Origin of the sequence: Streptomyces sp. NPDC005302 (assembly GCF_040607345.1) — a bacterium.
Classification (GTDB): domain Bacteria; phylum Actinomycetota; class Actinomycetes; order Streptomycetales; family Streptomycetaceae; genus Streptomyces.
In genome coordinates, this window is the sequence record NZ_JBEXGN010000004.1 from 196658 (window position 1) to 211347 (window position 14690).

Consider the following 14690-nt stretch of genomic DNA (forward strand, 5'->3'; position numbering starts at 1 on the left):
TCCTCCAAGCACGGCGGCGACGCACACGGATTCCGGACGAAGAGGGCCAGGTGGGCATGACGGGGGCCAGTCGCGCGAGGGTCGCGTGGGGCATGACCGCCCTGCTCGGCGTCTGGGCTCTGACCAGGGTGCTGCTGCTGCTCTTCGTGACCAAGGCGTACGTCTTCCCCGGCCCGGACGTCACGAGTGACGTGTCGGTGATCTACCAGGGCTGGTACGACGTCCTGCGGCACGGTTCCTTCCCGCGTCAGGACGTCACCTGGCAGTATCCGCCGGCCGCCGCCCTCGCGATCCTCTCCCCCGGCCTGCTGCCGTTCCTGGACTATCCGCACGCCTTCTTCGTGCTGGCCTTCGTCGCCGACCTGGTGGTGTTCGGGCTCCTCCTGTACGCGGGTTCGCGCCCCGGCAGTACGCGGCGCGGTACCTGGGTGTGGGTGATCGGCGTACCGCTGCTCGGCCCGACCGTGTACGCCCGCTACGACCTGATGGTGACGGCCGTCGCGGTCGCCGCGCTGCTGGCCGGGGTGCGGCACCCGCGGGTGATGGGGGCGCTCGTGGCCTTCGGCGCGATGGTGAAGGTGTGGCCGGTACTGCTGCTGGTCGGAGCCGTGCGGCGGCGGGCCTGGGTGTCCGCCGCGGTGACGGCGGCCCTGATCGCGGCGGTGTTCTGGATGACGATGCCGGGCGCGTTCGCCTTCCTGACCTTCCAGCGCGACCGCGGCACCGAGGTGGAGTCGCTCGGCTCCCTCGTCTTCCATGTGGCCCGGCACCACGGCTGGAACGGTCAGGTGCTGCTCAACTACGGCTCGGTGGAGTTCCTCGGCCCGCACGTCGACCTCGTGAGCACGGCGGCGCTGGTGCTGACCGCGCTCGCGTTCGGCTGGCTGCTGCTGTGGCGGCTGAGCGCCAGGCGGTTCCTTCCGCACACGCTCGCCGACGCCGCGTTCGTGGCCGTGCTGATGTTCACCGCGACCAGCCGGGTCATCAGCCCGCAGTACATGGTGTGGCTGGTCGGGCTCGCCGCGGTCTGCCTGTGCTTTCGCGCGAGCCGGATGGCGCTGCCCGCGGCCCTGGTGCTGATCGCGTGCTTCGTGACGGTGCTGGAGTTCCCGGTCTACTTCGCGGACGTCGTGGCCAGCGACACGCTCGGCATCACCCTGCTGGTCGTCCGCAACGGCCTGCTGGTGGCCGCCTCGCTCCTCGCGGCCAGGTCGCTGTGGCGCGGCACGGTCTCCGGGCCGACGCCGGACCTCCCCGCTCAGGCGGTCCCTACCAGGGAGCCCCTGGCCTCCTCCTGACCCGCCGCCCGCCCCGCCCACGGCGATCGAGCGGCTCGGTCCACGAACGGCCGTGCCCGTCAGCCCAGTTGCTCCCTGAGGTAGTCCCGCCACTGCCGCGTGAACCCCTCCGGCGTCGTGTGCAGCACGTCCCGCAGCGCGTCCTCGACGGCACCCGGGCGTTTCCGGTGGTCGCCCACGGCCCGGTAGAAGGCGTTCAGGTCGGCCTCGCCCCAGTGCCCGGCGATCAGCCGGCAGGCCATCCAGCCGCCCTCGTAGGCCTGCGCGAGCGCGGTCGCGTCGCCGGTGAACCCGAAGTCCTTGTCGTCGGGCAGGGCGGCCGGCAGGTGCCCGTCCGTCACGGCGCGCTGGAGCTCGGAGGCGATCTGCCCGGGCGGGCGCCCGCTCTCCCGGTAGCCGACCCAGTCCGCGTATCCCTCGGAGAGCCACAGCGGGGTCGCGGCCGTGGTGTGGGCGCGGGTCGCGACATGGGTGCTCTCGTGGGTGAGCACGACCTGCTTGCCGAAGTCGCCGAGGACGCCGTACGCGTCCGGGTTGACGATGATCCGGTCCGCGGGCGCCTCGGCCGAACCTCCCACCTCCCCGGTGGTGACCGCCGCGATCCCCCGGTACCCGGCCGCCGGAGCCCCGAGCAGCCCCGCCATCCCGTCCAGCGACTTCGGTACGAGGACGACGACGTGCCCCGCCCAGTCGGGGCCCCACGCCCGCGACACGGCGGGCACCGCGTGGTCCGCGAGGGCGGCGAAGGAACGCAGCCGCTCACCGGACTGGCCGACCCCGAGCACGAGGCTGTGGTCCCCCCGTGCGACCGTCACGGCCCCCTGCTCCCACAGCTGGCGGCCGCTCCTGCCCGTCGGCTCGTCCGAGTCGACGCGCCAGGCCCCGGCCGTGCGGGTCAGGCCCAGGGTGCGGCCGGCGGTGACCGGTGCCGTGTCGTAGCCCTCGATGCGGTAGCGGAGCTGGACGCGGGCCGTGGCCGTGCGGCCGGAGACGCTCAGCCGGTCCAGGCGGTAGGACCAGGCCGCGAGCGGCACCTCGCGCAGGTTGGCGAACTCGTCGGAGGCGGCCGACGGGTCACCCGTGGCCCGGTACGCGGACACGTCCCCGTCCAGGACCGCGGCGGCACGCCGGTCGAGGACACGCTGCACCGCCGCCGCGGACGCCGTGTCGGAGGACGGCCCACCGGAGCAGCCGACGAGCACGGCGAGCAGCAGCACCAGGGAGAGCCCCGCTCGCGACGCACGCCTTCGACCAGCCACGTCGACGATCGTACGGTGCGCGCGCCGTTCGGCCTGGTCCGTGACCCGGGGCCCGTGACGCGGCCCGGGCCCCGGTCCGCGTCACGGGCCCCGGTCCGGCCGCGCGTCCGTCACGGCCGGGTGACGGACGAGATCGGCATCATCCCGACCGGGTCGTAGCGCACCGGGGCTCCCGGGTAGGGCGCGTGGATCACCTGGCCGTTGCCCACGTACATCCCGACGTGACTGGCGTCGGAGCGGTAGGTGACGAGGTCGCCGGGCTGCGCCTGGGACAGCGGCACCTGCCGTCCGGCGTACCGCTGGGCCTGCGAAGTGCGCGGCAGACCGACGCCGGCCCGCGCGTAGGACCACTGCATGAGGCCCGAACAGTCGAAGCCGCCCGGACCGTTGGCGCCCCAGACGTACGGGCGGCCGAGGGCCGAGCGGGCGGCGGCGACGGCGGCGGCCGCGCGACCCGAGGACGGAGCGTCGCTCCCGAAGCCGGGCAGGTCCGCGCGCGTCGAGCGCGAGGCGCGGTCGTAGGCGGCGCGGTCGGCGTCGGGAAGCGAGTTGAGCAGCCGGCGGGCCTTGGCGAGCTTCCGCTCGACGGTGCGCTTGTTCTGGGCGACGGCCTTGCGGCTGGTCTCCAGCTCGGCGAGTTTCCCGCCGGCCTCCTCGCGTTTCTGGGAGAGGTCGCGCATCGCGGCCTGGAGGTCCCTGAGTTCACCGGCCTGGTGCGAGGTGATGCGGTCCAGGGCGGCGGCCTTGTCGAGGTAGTCGGCCGGATCGTCGGAGAAGAGCAGCGCGAGGGAGGGGTCGATGCCGCCGGAGCGGTACTGGGCGCCGGCGAGCGAACCGAGCGCCTCCCGCATGGTGTTGATGCGGTCCTGCTGCCGGGCGATCTCGTCCTGCGCGGTGCCGATCTGCCGGCGCAGGGTGTCGGCGCGTTCGTCGGCCTTGTTGAACGCCTCGGTGGCCTTCTCCGCCTGGGTGTACAGGCGGTCCACCTCGGCGCGGGTGTCGTCCTGCGGTGCCGCGGAGGCGGGCAGGGTACCGAGTGCGGCTGCCGCCGCGGACATCACGCAGGCGGCGATGCCGAAGGCGCCGGCGCCCCGGTCGAAGCCGGTCGGTGCAAGGCGGCGATGGAACCCCACGGGTGGCCGCTCTCCCTTCCGCTGACGGTCCCCCGCTGTTGGGGGAAACGCGCCAGACAGTAGCCGTGCGACCACACACCGGCCAAAGACCTCCGCGGGCACACACAGTGACGCCCCGCCGGAGACGCAGGTCACCGACGGGGCGTGGGGTCAGCGGGAGTTGTCGCAATTCGCCCGTTTGGGCGGCGTGGCGAGGGGTCCCGTCAGGCGGCGGAGGCAGGCTCCGGACCGCCCGTCCGGATCAGATCCGGACGCCGAACTGGAAGGGCATGTTGCCGATCGCCTCGTAGCGGACGACCGCGCCGGTGTGCGGGGCGTGCAGCACCTGGCCGCCGCCCGCGTAGAGACCGACGTGGTGGAAGTCGCCGTAGAAGATGACCAGGTCACCGACCTGGAGATCGCTCTGCGAGTAGATCCGGGTGCCGGCGTTGGCCTGCGCCTCGGAGGTACGCGGTATCGAGACACCGGCCTGGGCGTAGGCCCAGGAGGTGAGGCCGGAGCAGTCGAAGGAGCTGGGGCCGGAGGCGCCGTAGACGTACGGCGATCCGATGGCGCCCTGGGCGGCGGCGAACGCGGCGCCGGCACGGCCGGAGCCCTTGCTGGTGCCGAGGTTGACGCGCTCGGTGGCGCGGGTGGCGCGCTCCTGCTCCTTCGCGGCGAGCGCGGCCTTCTCCTTGGCCGTCAGCGAGTTCAGCAGCTTCTGGGCCTCGCCCAGCTTGCCCTGGACTTCCTTCTTCTTCTTCGCGAGCTCGGTCCGGGTGTCGGCGAGGTCCTTGAGCTTCTCGGAGGCCTCGGAGCGCTGCTGGGCGAGCGAACGCTGCTTCTCCTGGACCTTCTTGAGCGACTCGACCTGCTGGGCGCTCAACTGGTCCATGGCCGAGGCCTTGTCCAGGTAGCTGTCCGGGTCGGAGGAGAGGAAGAGCGCCACGGACGGGTCGATGCCGCCGGTGCGGTACTGGGCGCTGGCCATCGTGCCGAGGCCGTCCCGCAGGTTGTTGAGGTCTTCCTGTCCGCGGGCGACGTTGTCCTGGAGGGAGCTGATCTCCTTCTGGAGCTTCTCCTGCTTCTCCTTGGCGCCGTCGAGCTTCTCCGTGGCCTTCTCGGCCTCTTCGTAGAGCTTGTCGACCTTCGCCTTGACCTCGTCCTTGCTGGGCTTCTCGGACGGCGCGGCATTGGCGACGTTGGCACTCAGGGCAACGGCGGCTGCGGCCGCGGTGGTGAGCACGGTCACACGGGTGCGGCTCGGCTGCTTGGGTCGACGGTGGGACGCCACGAAGGCGAGCTCCTTCTTCCTCCAGCCGCCTGCCGCGTCACGCCGACGGGCGGTGCCCCTCCACCGTCACTCCTGATGAGCGATCACCCTAGTTGGAGGTTCGAGGCATGACCCTAGTGACCTTCTTGTGATCAGTTCAAATCCAAACCTGAAAATTCTTTGTCACGGAGCGCATTCTTTGCAATCAACTCACGTGCAGTGATGTCCGCTTGACACTACGTCGCGTGAACACCGGACCAATTCGGGCATGAGGCCCATAGGTTACTCATGGTGCGTAGGTTGCTCTTGCGACGTACACCCCAGATCGGCGGAGCGCTGTCTCAGCCGCGCGTGAAGCGCTTCAGCAGGACCGCGGAGGCCACCGGCCGGGCGCCCGCCTTGGCGATGCCGTCGGCCACCTCACGGTCGGTCGAGGCGACGATGACCGGCCGGCCCGGCGGCTCGGCCCGCACCAGCTGGCGGATCACCTCGTCGGCGGTGACCCCCGGCTTGGAGAACAGCACCCGCACCCCGCGCGGCGGCGCGAGCAGCACCGGCGCGGCCAGCTCGGCCCCGTCGAAGACACACGTGACCTCGGCGCCGGTCTGCGCGGCCAGCTGGGAGAGCTGCCCGAGCAGCCTGAGCCGCTGCTTCTCCAGCGGCATCTGGGGATAGCCGGTCTTGGTGACGTTGTAGCCGTCGACGACCAGATGCGCCTGGGGCAGCGCGAGCAGCTGGTCCAGGATCGCGGGGTCGTTCTCCGACAGGGCGCGGGTCGCGATGTCCTTGGGCGTCATCCGCCCCGGCTCGACCGCCTCCACCGTCTCCGCGGGCCGCACCGAGACGGGCGGCAGCGCCAGTTCGCGACGCAGGCCCTGAGCCGCGTCCAGCACGGTGTCCAGCAGCAGCCGCAGCCGCATGTCCTCGACGCTGCGCCCCTCGCGCGCGGCCTTGCGGCCGGCCTCCAGGGCCGCCTCGGCCTCGGTGAGGCGCGCCTTGAGGCGCCGGCCCTCGCTCTCGGCCGCGGACACCTGGGCCTGACTCTCCGCCCGCGCCGCATCCGTCTCGGCCTGGAGCTTGCGCAGCGCGGCCTCGCCGCGCTTCACGTCACTGAGGGCCCCGCGCAGCTTGCGGTGAAGCGATTCCGCTTCCTTGCGCGCCGTGTCCAGTTCCGAGCGCAGCCGATCGGTCTCGGTCCTGATCTGGCCGCGCGCCGCCGCGAGTTCCCCGCGCAGCCGCTCCAGCTCGGCCCGGCTCTCCTCGTCGGCTCGCTCGGCGTCCGCCCGCAGGGCCTCCTCGCCCGCGGCGGTCACCAGTTTCACCCAGCCCGCGGGGCGCAGAACGTAGGCCGCGGCCGCCACGTCCAGCGGGTCCGCGGCCGGGGGCGGCGCGGCCGAGTCGAGGGCCGCGGTCAGCTCGGGCTGCGTCTCTCTCAGCTTCTCGGCGATGCGCTGTCTGAACAGCGGGTCCGTCTCCAGCGCCGCCGCCATGGCGTTGCCGGCGAACTTGGCCCGCCGGTTCGGCGCGAAACGGGCGTACTGCCGCAGCTGCGCGGGCAGTTCGGCCAGCGTCAGTCCGCCGAAGCCGTCCGAGACGATCTGCACGACGCGTCGGCGCACGCCGTCCGGCAGCGGACGATCGAGCACCTCGGCGGTGCCGTCGTCCGGCTCCCCGCCTGTGGTCTCCATCATCCGTCACCCCAATATCCGTGCGGGGCCCGCTCCCTCAGGAGCCGGCGCCCGGCCTGTCCACGAGTTCGACCTGATCCACCGCGTTGCACCAGCGGCACCGCACCGACTCGATGGTCTCACTGACCACCTCACGCTCCTCGACCTTCGGCTCACCGGCGAGGTCGAGGTGCAGGTACTCGACGACCTTCGAGGAGCGGGTGACGTCGAACCGCGTGAGGTTGCCGCAGAGCGAGCAGCGCCAGCGCGTCTTGGCGTCCGGCAGGGGAACCGTCATAGGGCAGTCGCTTCCTTCTAGTGTCCGTCCGGAACCGGTCTCCCGGTACATGTGGCTCGTAACCCTACGGCCTGGCGGGTAGTCGACGCTCGGCCGTCCACGGCGGCGAGGCTGTCTGTGCCGATCCGTCCGGTACGTCATGCTCTGCACCATGATCGGCAATTGGAGTACGGCAATCGGCAGAGCGGTGCGGTCCCAGTCGGCACCGGTGACGTACGGGCTGATCGTCCTGTGCTGTCTGATCTTCGTCATCGGTCCCGCCTCGGGCCTCGATCCCGTGTACGGCACCGGGGACGAACTGCTGGCCGTCCAGCGGGCGTACTTCCGGCGCTGGGGCGTGGTACCGGCCGATCTGTTCGGCGGGCCACCCCGCGAGATGCTCACCCCGGCCACCGCCCTGTTCATCCACGGCAGCTGGCTCCACCTCCTGGGCAACATGCTCTTCTTCTACGTCTTCGGACTGCTGACCGAGGAACGCATGGGCCATGTGGAGTTCGCGCTGTTCTACCTCGGGTGCGGATACCTGGCCCTGCTCGGCTACGCGGCCGCCAACACGTCCTCGGAACAGTCCCTGGTGGGGGCGTCCGGGGCGATCTCCGCGGTGCTCGGCGCGTTCCTGTACCTGTTCCCCAAGGCCAGGGTGACCAGTCTCTTCCCGTTCCTGTTCTTCCTGCCGCTGCGCTTCCCGGCCTGGGTGGTGCTGCCGTTCTGGTTCACCCTGCAGTGGCTGGCGGCGGGCCAGAGCGAGTCGGGCCCCGGCGTCGCCTACCTGGCGCACCTGGTGGGCTTCTCGCTGGGCTTCGTCTACGCGTGGGTACGGTTCGGGCGCCGCGGCACCGTCGCACCCGTGACGGGGGCCCCGCTCGGCGCCCCGCCGGACGGACGGGGCCGGATGGAGCGCGAGTAGGGTGAGATCCCCAGCAGTGGCCCCCTAGGGAGAGAACCAGCCGTGATCACCGCGATCGTCCTCATCAAGACCAGCGTGGACCGGATCCCCGAGATCGCCGAGTCGATCGCGTCGCTGGAGAGCGTCAGCGAGGTCTTCTCCGTCACCGGCACCTACGACCTGATCGCCATGGTCCGGGTCAAGGCCCACGACGACCTCGCGGACGTCATCCCCGGCAGCATCAGCAAGATCCCGGGCGTCGAGGCGACGGACACGCACGTGGCGTTCCGTACGTACTCCCAGCACGACCTCGAGGCGGCGTTCGCGATCGGTCTCGACTCCTGACCGAGGCGTACGCCGCCTCGCGGCGGGCCGTCGCGGGTTCCTAGACCGCCGGCACGCAACGGCCGTCCTGGGTGCGGTACTGCCACCGCGCGCCGTCCCGCACCAGCTCGCGCACCGCGCTGACGAACCGCTCGACGTGCTCGTCGGGCGTGCCGGCGCCGAAGCTGACGCGGATGGCGTTGAGGGACTTCTCGCCGGGCGCCGCCTCGGGGGCGCCGCACTCCCCCTGCGTCTCGGGGTCGCTGCCGAGCAGCGTGCGGACCAGCGGGTGGGCGCAGAAGAGACCGTCGCGGACGCCGATGCCGTACTCGGCGGACAGTGCCGCCGCGAAGTGCGAGCTGTTCCAGCCCTCGACGACGAAGGAGAGGACGCCGACCCGCGGGGCGTCGTCACCGAAGAGGGAGAGGATCCGGACCTCCGGGACCTCGGCGACGCCGGCGCGGACGGTGCGGATCAGGTGCTGCTCGCGGGCGAGCAGGTTGTCGAAGCCCTCGTCGGTGAGCGCCTTGCAGGCCGAGGCGATGGAGTAGGCGCCGATCACGTTCGGCGAGCCGGCCTCGTGCCGGGCCGCGCTGTCGTGCCACTCGACGTCCACGCCGCCGTCCGCGCGCCGGGTGACCTTGCGGCTGGCGCCGCCGCCCGCCAGGTAGGGGTCGGCCTCGCGCAGCCAGTCCGAGCGGCCCGCGAGGACACCCGAGCCGAACGGCGCGTACAGCTTGTGCCCGGAGAAGGCGACCCAGTCGCAGTCGAGGTCCTGGACCGACACCGGGTGGTGCGGGGCGAGCTGGGCGGCGTCGAGGACGATCCGGGCGCCGTGGGCGTGCGCGGCGGCGGCGAGCTCCCGCACCGGCCACAGCTCCCCCGTGACGTTCGAGGCGCCGGTGACGCAGACGAGGGCCGGCCCGTGGCCCCCGTCAGCGGACACGGCGCGGGCGGCCAGAGCGCGCTCCAGGGTCTCGACGGCTTCGCCGGGGGTGCGCGGGGCGTTCAGGTACGTCACCTGCGCGTCGCGCCAGGGCAGCAGCGAGGCGTGGTGCTCGGTCTCGAAGACGAAGACCTGGCAGTCGGCCGGGAGCGCGGCGGCGAGCAGGTTGAGCGAGTCGGTGGTGGAGCGGGTGAAGACGACCTGGTCGTCGGTACGGCAGTCGAGGAACTCGGCGACGGTCCTGCGGGCGTTCTCGAACAGGTCGGTGGACAGCTGCGAGAGGTACCCGGCGCCGCGGTGGACGCTGCCGTAGTAGGGGGCGTACGCGGCGACGTCGTCCCACACCCGCTGGAGGGCGGGCGCGCTGGCGGCGTAGTCGAGAGCGGCGTAGGTGACCTCGCCGCCGGTGACGAGCGGCACGGTGACGTCCCGGCCCAGGACGGGCAGCGGGGCACAGACCGAGACGTCGGCGGCGGTGGTGGTGGTGACAGACATGGCGGGCTCCTGTGAGGCAGGCGGGATCGCCGCGCGAGCCGGCCGCCCGGAGGCAGCGCTCGGCGCAGGAAGGGGAAAGAAGGGTGTGCGGAGGCGGGGCTCGGCGCCCTATCGCATTCGCTTGCTCACAGAAGGCTCCCTCGAACGACCAGGACCCCTGGTTGCATCCACTCGAAAGAGTGGGAGGGGTCCGCGCTTGCCGTAGACCTCGCTGCCTACGACCTGGTCCTCACCCGGGGCACCCCGCCACGGACGGAGGGTTGCCGGACAGCCGGCCGGGGCCTGATGGCTGTCGCTCATGACCTGATACAGCATCTTGCCAGAAGATCTTCGACGCGCAAGGCGCGGTCCGGATTCTGGACCGCGCCCCGCGTCACATCACCGGCACCTCAGGCGTTGCTGGCCGCCACCCACCGGTCGAGGGTGCGCTTCGCCGCCCCGGAGTCGATGGCCTCCGCCGCCTTCGCCATCCCCTCTCGGAGCTGGTCCGCGAGCGGCGCGTCCGTCGGTGTCAGGGCCACCAGGGCGGCCGCCGCGTTCAGCAGCACGGCGTCCCGTACCGGCCCGGTCTCGCCGTCCAGCAGCCGACGGGCGACCTCCGCGTTGTACGCCGCGTCGGCGCCGCGCAGCGCCTCCACGGGGACGACGTCGAGGCCGACGTCACGGGGATGGAAGTGCTCCTCGGTGACCTTGCCGTCACGGACCACCCAGACCCGGGAGCCGGCGGTGGTGGTCAGCTCGTCGAGGCCGTCGTCGCCGCGGAAGACGAGCGAGGAGTTGCCGCGCTCGGCGAAGACGCCCGCCACGATGGGCGCCATCCGGGGGTCGGCGACCCCGACCGCCTGGGCCCTTACCCGGGCCGGGTTCGTCAGCGGGCCCAGCACGTTGAAGGTCGTCCGGATGCCCAGCTGCCCACGCGCGGCCGCCACATGGCGCAGCGCCGGGTGGAACTTGACCGCGAAGCAGAAGGTGATCCCGGCCTCCTCGGCCACCTCCGCGACGCGCTTGACCGTCAGCTGGAGATTGACCCCGAGCTTCTCCAGGACGTCCGAGGAGCCGGACGCGGAGGACGCGGCGCGGTTGCCGTGCTTGACCACCTTGGCGCCGGTGCCGGCCACCACGATCGAGGACATCGTGGAGATGTTGACGGTCTTCGCGCCGTCGCCGCCCGTGCCGACGATGTCGACGGTCCGCCCGGGCACCTCGATCACGTTGGCGTGCTCGTACATCGCCCGGACGAGTCCGGAGATCTCCTGGACGGTCTCGCCCTTGGCCCGCAGCGCCACCACGAAGCCGGCGATCTGGGCGTCGGTCGCCTCGCCGCGCATGATGCGGTCCATCGCCCAGGCCGTGTCGTCCGCGCTCTGGTCGCGGCCTTCGAGGAGACCGTTCAGTACCTCGGGCCAGGAACGGCCCGCCGCGGTGTCGCCTCCAGCGGGGTTCACAGCGCTCATGGTCGCTCCTGGGTTCATGGGTCACGCGAGTGGGTTCGCCCCGCAGCACGGGGGTGAGTCCACCCTATCCAGCCCCGGAGACGGCGAAGAGCCCCGTCCGTGGACGGGGCTCCTGCCGTGGCGAACCGGGGGTACCGGGGGATCAGTGGTGGCCGTGGCCGCTCGTGATCTCCTTGTACTCCTCGACGGTGGGCTTGGGGATCTGGTTGTCGTCCCCGTAGTAGCCCTTGCTCATCTTGGCGCGCAGCTTCTGCGCGCTGTTGACCTTGCGCTCGACACCGTTCTCGTCGACCGCCGGGCCGATCTCGGCCGGCTTGTACTGCTCGTGCGCGGTGAGCGTGTGCAGCGCGTCCTGGCTGAGCGGCTCGTGCACCTCGATGAACTCACCGTGCGGCAGGCGCTTGATGATGCCCGACTCGCGGCCGTGCAGCACCTTGTCCCGGTCCCGGCGCTGGAGGCCGAGGCAGATGCGCTTGGTGGCGAGGAACGTGAGCACCGGCACGACGAAGAAGGCGATCCGCACGAACCAGGTGATCGAGTTGATCGCCAGGTGGAAGTGCGTGGCCCAGATGTCGTTGCCGCCGCCGACGAGGAGCACGAAGTACCAGCTGATCCAGGCGGCACCGAACGCGGTCCGGGTCGGGACGTTGCGCGGGCGGTCCAGGATGTGGTGCTCGCGCTTGTCGCCGGTGACCCAGGACTCGATGAACGGGTAGACCGCGATCGCGACCAGGACCAGCGGGAAGATGACCAGCGGGATGAACACGCCCAGGACGAGCGTGTGACCCCAGAGGTTGATCTCCCAGCCCGGCATGACGCGGATCAGGCCCTCGGAGAAGCCCATGTACCAGTCGGGCTGGGCGCCCGTGGACACCTGGTCCGGACGGTACGGGCCCATCGACCAGATCGGGTTGATCGAGGCGATCGCCGCGATGGCCGCGATGACACCGAAGACCAGGAAGAAGAAGCCTCCGGCCTTGGCCATGTAGACCGGCAGCAGCGGCATGCCGACGACGTTGTTGTTCGTCTTGCCGGGACCCGCGAACTGGGTGTGCTTGTGGTAGAAGACCAGGATCAGGTGGCCGACGACCAGGCCGAGCATGATGCCCGGCAGCAGCAGCACGTGCACCGAGTAGAAGCGGGCCACGAAGTCGCCGCCCGGGAACTCGCCGCCGAAGAGGAAGAACGACAGGTACGTGCCGACGATCGGCACGGACAGGACCGCGCCCTCCATGAAGCGGACACCGGTACCGGAGAGCAGGTCGTCCGGGAGCGAGTAACCGGTGAACCCGGTGAACATGCCGAGGACGAACAGCAGGAATCCGAAGACCCAGTTGACCTCACGGGGCTTGCGGAACGCACCCGTGAAGAACACGCGCATCATGTGCACGAACATGCCGGCGAGGAAGATCAGCGCGGCCCAGTGGTGGATCTGACGGATCAGAAGACCACCGCGCACATCGAAGGAGATGTGCATGGTCGAGTTGAACGCCTCGGACATCAGCTGTCCCTGCAGCGGGACGTAGCTGCCGTGGTACTCCACCTCGTTCATCGACGGGTGGAAGAACAGCGTCAGGTACACACCCGTGAGGATGATGATGATGAAGCTGTAGAGGCAGATCTCACCCAGCATGAACGACCAGTGGTCGGGGAAGATCTTGCGCATGTTGGCCTTGGCCAGGGAGTAGATCCCCAGGCGGCCGTCGGCCCAGTCGGCGACCCGCTCACCGGCGGGCGCCTTCTCGCGCGAGCGCGAGTCGGAGGTGCTGGCAGTACTCATCCGCGCTCCCAGAATGCAGGACCGACGGGCACTTCGAAGTCGCCGAGCGCTTCGAGGTAACCCTCATCGTTCACGCCGATGCGCAGCTGCGGCAGCGGGTGACCGGCCGGGCCGAAGATGACTCGGGCACCGTCGGAGAGGTCGAAGGTGGACTGGTGGCACGGGCACAGCGCGTGGTGCGTCTGCTGCTCGTACAGGGAGATCGGGCAGCCGACGTGGGTGCAGATCTTCGAGTACGCCACGATGCCCTGGTAGGACCACTCGAGTTCCTGCTTGTCCTTGATGTTGTCCGGCTGGAGCCGGATGATCATCAGGGCCGACTTGGCGATCTCCTTCTGGAAGTCCTCGTCGTGCTCCTCCAGGCCCTCGGGCTTGACGAAGGTCAGAGAACCGACGGCCACGTCCGAGGGACGGAGCGGCTCGTTGGTGTTCATGTTGACGAGGAGCTTGCCCTTGGACCACAGGGTGTGGCGGAGCTTCGTGCCGGGCAGCGGACCGAGGTCGCGCAGCAGCATGACGCCGGAGAGCGGGAACAGGGCCAGCGCGCCGAACATCGTGTTGCGGATCAGCTTGCGACGGCCGAGCGCGGACTCCTTGGCACCCTGCTTGAAGTCGGCCAGGACCTTGGCCTTGACCTCGGGCTCCGCCTCGATCGCGTGACGCTCGTCGGCGATCTCCACGTCGGACATCAGGGTGCGGGCCCAGTGGACCGCGCCCGCGCCGATCGCGAACAGCGCGACGCCGAGCGTCAGGCCGAGCGTGAAGTTCAGCGCGCTGATGTGGCCGATCGGGAAGACGTAGATCGACCTGTCGTTGGGGATCGCCACGTACGCGACGATGAAGGCGACCGTCGCCAGCATCGACAGCACGAACAGCAGAGCGACAAGTCGTTCGGACCGCTTGGCGGCCCGCTCGTCGATGTCCTGGACGCGGTGCTCGTGGGGCGGGAGCCCCGGGTCCGCGAACGGGTTCTGCTCGTCCGCGACGGCTACCGCGGCATGACCGTGACCGGCGTGGTCGTCGGTGGCCCGCTCAGCGGGCACGTTCTCTTCTGGAATGTCTTGGCTACTCATGACTTCTTGGCCTTTGCGGTCCGAGCGGCGACCCAGACGGCGACGGCGACCAGGGTGCCAAGTCCGAAGATCCAGCCGAACAGGCCCTCGCTGACCGGCCCGAGACCGCCCAGTTCGAGACCACCGGGGCTCTCGGTGTTGTCACCGTTGACCGCGTCGAGGTACGCGATGATGTCCTTCTTGTTCTTCTCCGTCAGCGTCGTGTCGGGGAAGGACGGCATGTTCTGCGGGCCCGTCTGCATGGCCTCGTAGATGTGCTTCGGGTCGACACCCTCAAGAGTCGGCGCGAACTTGCCGTGGGTCAGCGCGCCGCCCTTGCCGGTGAAGTTGTGGCACTGAGCGCAGTTGGTACGGAACAGTTCGCCACCCTTGGCGATGTCCGCACCCTCGGGACTGACCTGGCTCTTCGTCGGGACCGAAGGACCGGCGCCGAGCGAGGCGATGAACGCCGCGAGCTGGTCGATCTCGGCCTGCGAGTAGATGACCTTCTTCTTCGGGATCTGCGCGCCGGGCTGCTGGGCCGGCATACGTCCGGTGCCGACCTGGAAGTCGACCGCCGCGGCGCCGACCCCTACCAGGCTCGGCCCGTCGGAGGTGCCCTGACCGCCGGTTCCGTGGCAGCTTGCGCAGCCCACGGCGTACAGCTTCTTGCCCTCGGTGATGGCGAGGGACTGGGCGGTTTCATCGGCCTGCGCCTTGCCCGCGGGTGCGAACGCGGCGTACAGCCCCCCGGTGGCCGCCAGCGCGAGGAGTAGGACGACGACCGCCGCCAGCGGATGGCGTCGTCGTGCGGAGAGCTTTTTCACGGATTACCCCGGTGTCAGG

13 protein-coding genes and 1 riboswitch are annotated in these 14690 nt (G+C 70.7%); of the genes, 3 read left to right on the forward strand and 10 right to left on the reverse strand.

The features are described 5' to 3' along the window. The first annotated feature begins 92 nt into the window (after window positions 1-92). On the forward strand, window positions 93-1298 hold the full coding sequence (locus ABZT74_RS07605; protein ID WP_356433717.1) for a glycosyltransferase family 87 protein: 1206 nt from the start codon (window positions 93-95) through the stop codon (window positions 1296-1298). Window positions 1299-1357: 59 nt separating this feature from the next. Here ABZT74_RS07605 and ABZT74_RS07610 read toward each other — a convergent pair whose 3' ends face one another. From ABZT74_RS07610 to ABZT74_RS07630, 5 genes are all read right to left on the reverse strand, one after another. Next, on the reverse strand, window positions 1358-2557 hold the full coding sequence (locus tag ABZT74_RS07610; protein ID WP_356433718.1) for a hypothetical protein: 1200 nt from the start codon (window positions 2555-2557) through the stop codon (window positions 1358-1360). A 110-nt stretch (window positions 2558-2667) separates the two neighbouring features. Then, window positions 2668-3690 (reverse strand): NlpC/P60 family protein, encoded by a 1023-nt coding sequence (locus ABZT74_RS07615; protein ID WP_356433719.1) that lies wholly within the window; start codon window positions 3688-3690, stop codon window positions 2668-2670. Between the two features lie 241 nt (window positions 3691-3931). After that, complete coding sequence (locus tag ABZT74_RS07620) at window positions 3932-4963, reverse strand: NlpC/P60 family protein (protein WP_355870597.1); 1032 nt, start codon at window positions 4961-4963, stop codon at window positions 3932-3934. A 320-nt stretch (window positions 4964-5283) separates the two neighbouring features. Continuing rightward, complete coding sequence (locus ABZT74_RS07625; RefSeq protein ID WP_356165703.1) at window positions 5284-6633, reverse strand: NYN domain-containing protein; 1350 nt, start codon at window positions 6631-6633, stop codon at window positions 5284-5286. A 34-nt stretch (window positions 6634-6667) separates the two neighbouring features. Then, window positions 6668-6907, reverse strand: coding sequence for a hypothetical protein (locus ABZT74_RS07630; protein WP_355870591.1), 240 nt, complete (start codon window positions 6905-6907; stop codon window positions 6668-6670). 151 nt (window positions 6908-7058) lie between these two features. On the opposite strand from ABZT74_RS07630, the gene ABZT74_RS07635 reads away from it, so the two are divergent. Both ABZT74_RS07635 and ABZT74_RS07640 read left to right on the forward strand, forming a co-directional pair. After that, window positions 7059-7814 (forward strand): rhomboid family intramembrane serine protease, encoded by a 756-nt coding sequence (locus tag ABZT74_RS07635; RefSeq protein WP_356165705.1) that lies wholly within the window; start codon window positions 7059-7061, stop codon window positions 7812-7814. Between the two features lie 42 nt (window positions 7815-7856). After that, window positions 7857-8138, forward strand: a complete 282-nt coding sequence (locus ABZT74_RS07640; protein ID WP_355870585.1) for an Lrp/AsnC ligand binding domain-containing protein — start codon at window positions 7857-7859, stop codon at window positions 8136-8138. A gap of 40 nt (window positions 8139-8178) precedes the next feature. Here the strand turns inward: ABZT74_RS07640 and ABZT74_RS07645 are convergent, their stop codons facing one another. The 5 genes from ABZT74_RS07645 to ABZT74_RS07665 all read right to left on the reverse strand — a co-directional run bounded on the left by ABZT74_RS07645 (window position 8179) and on the right by ABZT74_RS07665 (window position 14671). After that, entirely contained in the window at window positions 8179-9558 is a 1380-nt protein-coding gene (locus ABZT74_RS07645) for an aminotransferase class V-fold PLP-dependent enzyme (RefSeq protein ID WP_356433720.1), read from the reverse strand. Between the two features lie 187 nt (window positions 9559-9745). After that, window positions 9746-9862, reverse strand: a riboswitch (SAM riboswitch). Between the two features lie 85 nt (window positions 9863-9947). After that, entirely contained in the window at window positions 9948-11012 is a 1065-nt protein-coding gene (trpD, locus tag ABZT74_RS07650) for an anthranilate phosphoribosyltransferase (protein ID WP_356433721.1), read from the reverse strand. Between the two features lie 142 nt (window positions 11013-11154). Continuing rightward, a complete protein-coding gene (locus tag ABZT74_RS07655; RefSeq protein ID WP_356165711.1) occupies window positions 11155-12792 on the reverse strand; it encodes a cytochrome bc complex cytochrome b subunit in 1638 nt (545 codons plus the stop codon). Further along, window positions 12789-13865 (reverse strand): Rieske 2Fe-2S domain-containing protein, encoded by a 1077-nt coding sequence (locus ABZT74_RS07660; protein ID WP_355870574.1) that lies wholly within the window; start codon window positions 13863-13865, stop codon window positions 12789-12791. The genes ABZT74_RS07655 and ABZT74_RS07660 overlap by 4 nt, the downstream gene beginning before the upstream one ends. Next, window positions 13862-14671 (reverse strand): c-type cytochrome, encoded by an 810-nt coding sequence (locus ABZT74_RS07665; protein ID WP_164373931.1) that lies wholly within the window; start codon window positions 14669-14671, stop codon window positions 13862-13864. Before ABZT74_RS07665 ends, ABZT74_RS07660 begins: the two co-directional genes overlap by 4 nt. Window positions 14672-14690: the final 19 nt, after the last annotated feature.

Bases quoted from the DNA above. Each gene is read 5' to 3' on its own strand.
- trpD (WP_356433721.1), bottom strand. From the start codon at position 11,012: ATGAGCGCTGTGAACCCCGCTGGAGGCGACACCGCGGCGGGCCGTTCC.
- ABZT74_RS07625 (WP_356165703.1), bottom strand. From the start codon at position 6,633: ATGATGGAGACCACAGGCGGGGAGCCGGACGACGGCACCGCCGAGGTG.
- ABZT74_RS07660 (WP_355870574.1), bottom strand. From the start codon at position 13,865: ATGAGTAGCCAAGACATTCCAGAAGAGAACGTGCCCGCTGAGCGGGCC.
- ABZT74_RS07635 (WP_356165705.1), top strand. From the start codon at position 7,059: ATGATCGGCAATTGGAGTACGGCAATCGGCAGAGCGGTGCGGTCCCAG.
- ABZT74_RS07645 (WP_356433720.1), bottom strand. From the start codon at position 9,558: ATGTCTGTCACCACCACCACCGCCGCCGACGTCTCGGTCTGTGCCCCG.
- ABZT74_RS07605 (WP_356433717.1), top strand. From the start codon at position 93: ATGACCGCCCTGCTCGGCGTCTGGGCTCTGACCAGGGTGCTGCTGCTG.
- ABZT74_RS07655 (WP_356165711.1), bottom strand. From the start codon at position 12,792: ATGAGTACTGCCAGCACCTCCGACTCGCGCTCGCGCGAGAAGGCGCCC.
- ABZT74_RS07630 (WP_355870591.1), bottom strand. From the start codon at position 6,907: ATGACGGTTCCCCTGCCGGACGCCAAGACGCGCTGGCGCTGCTCGCTC.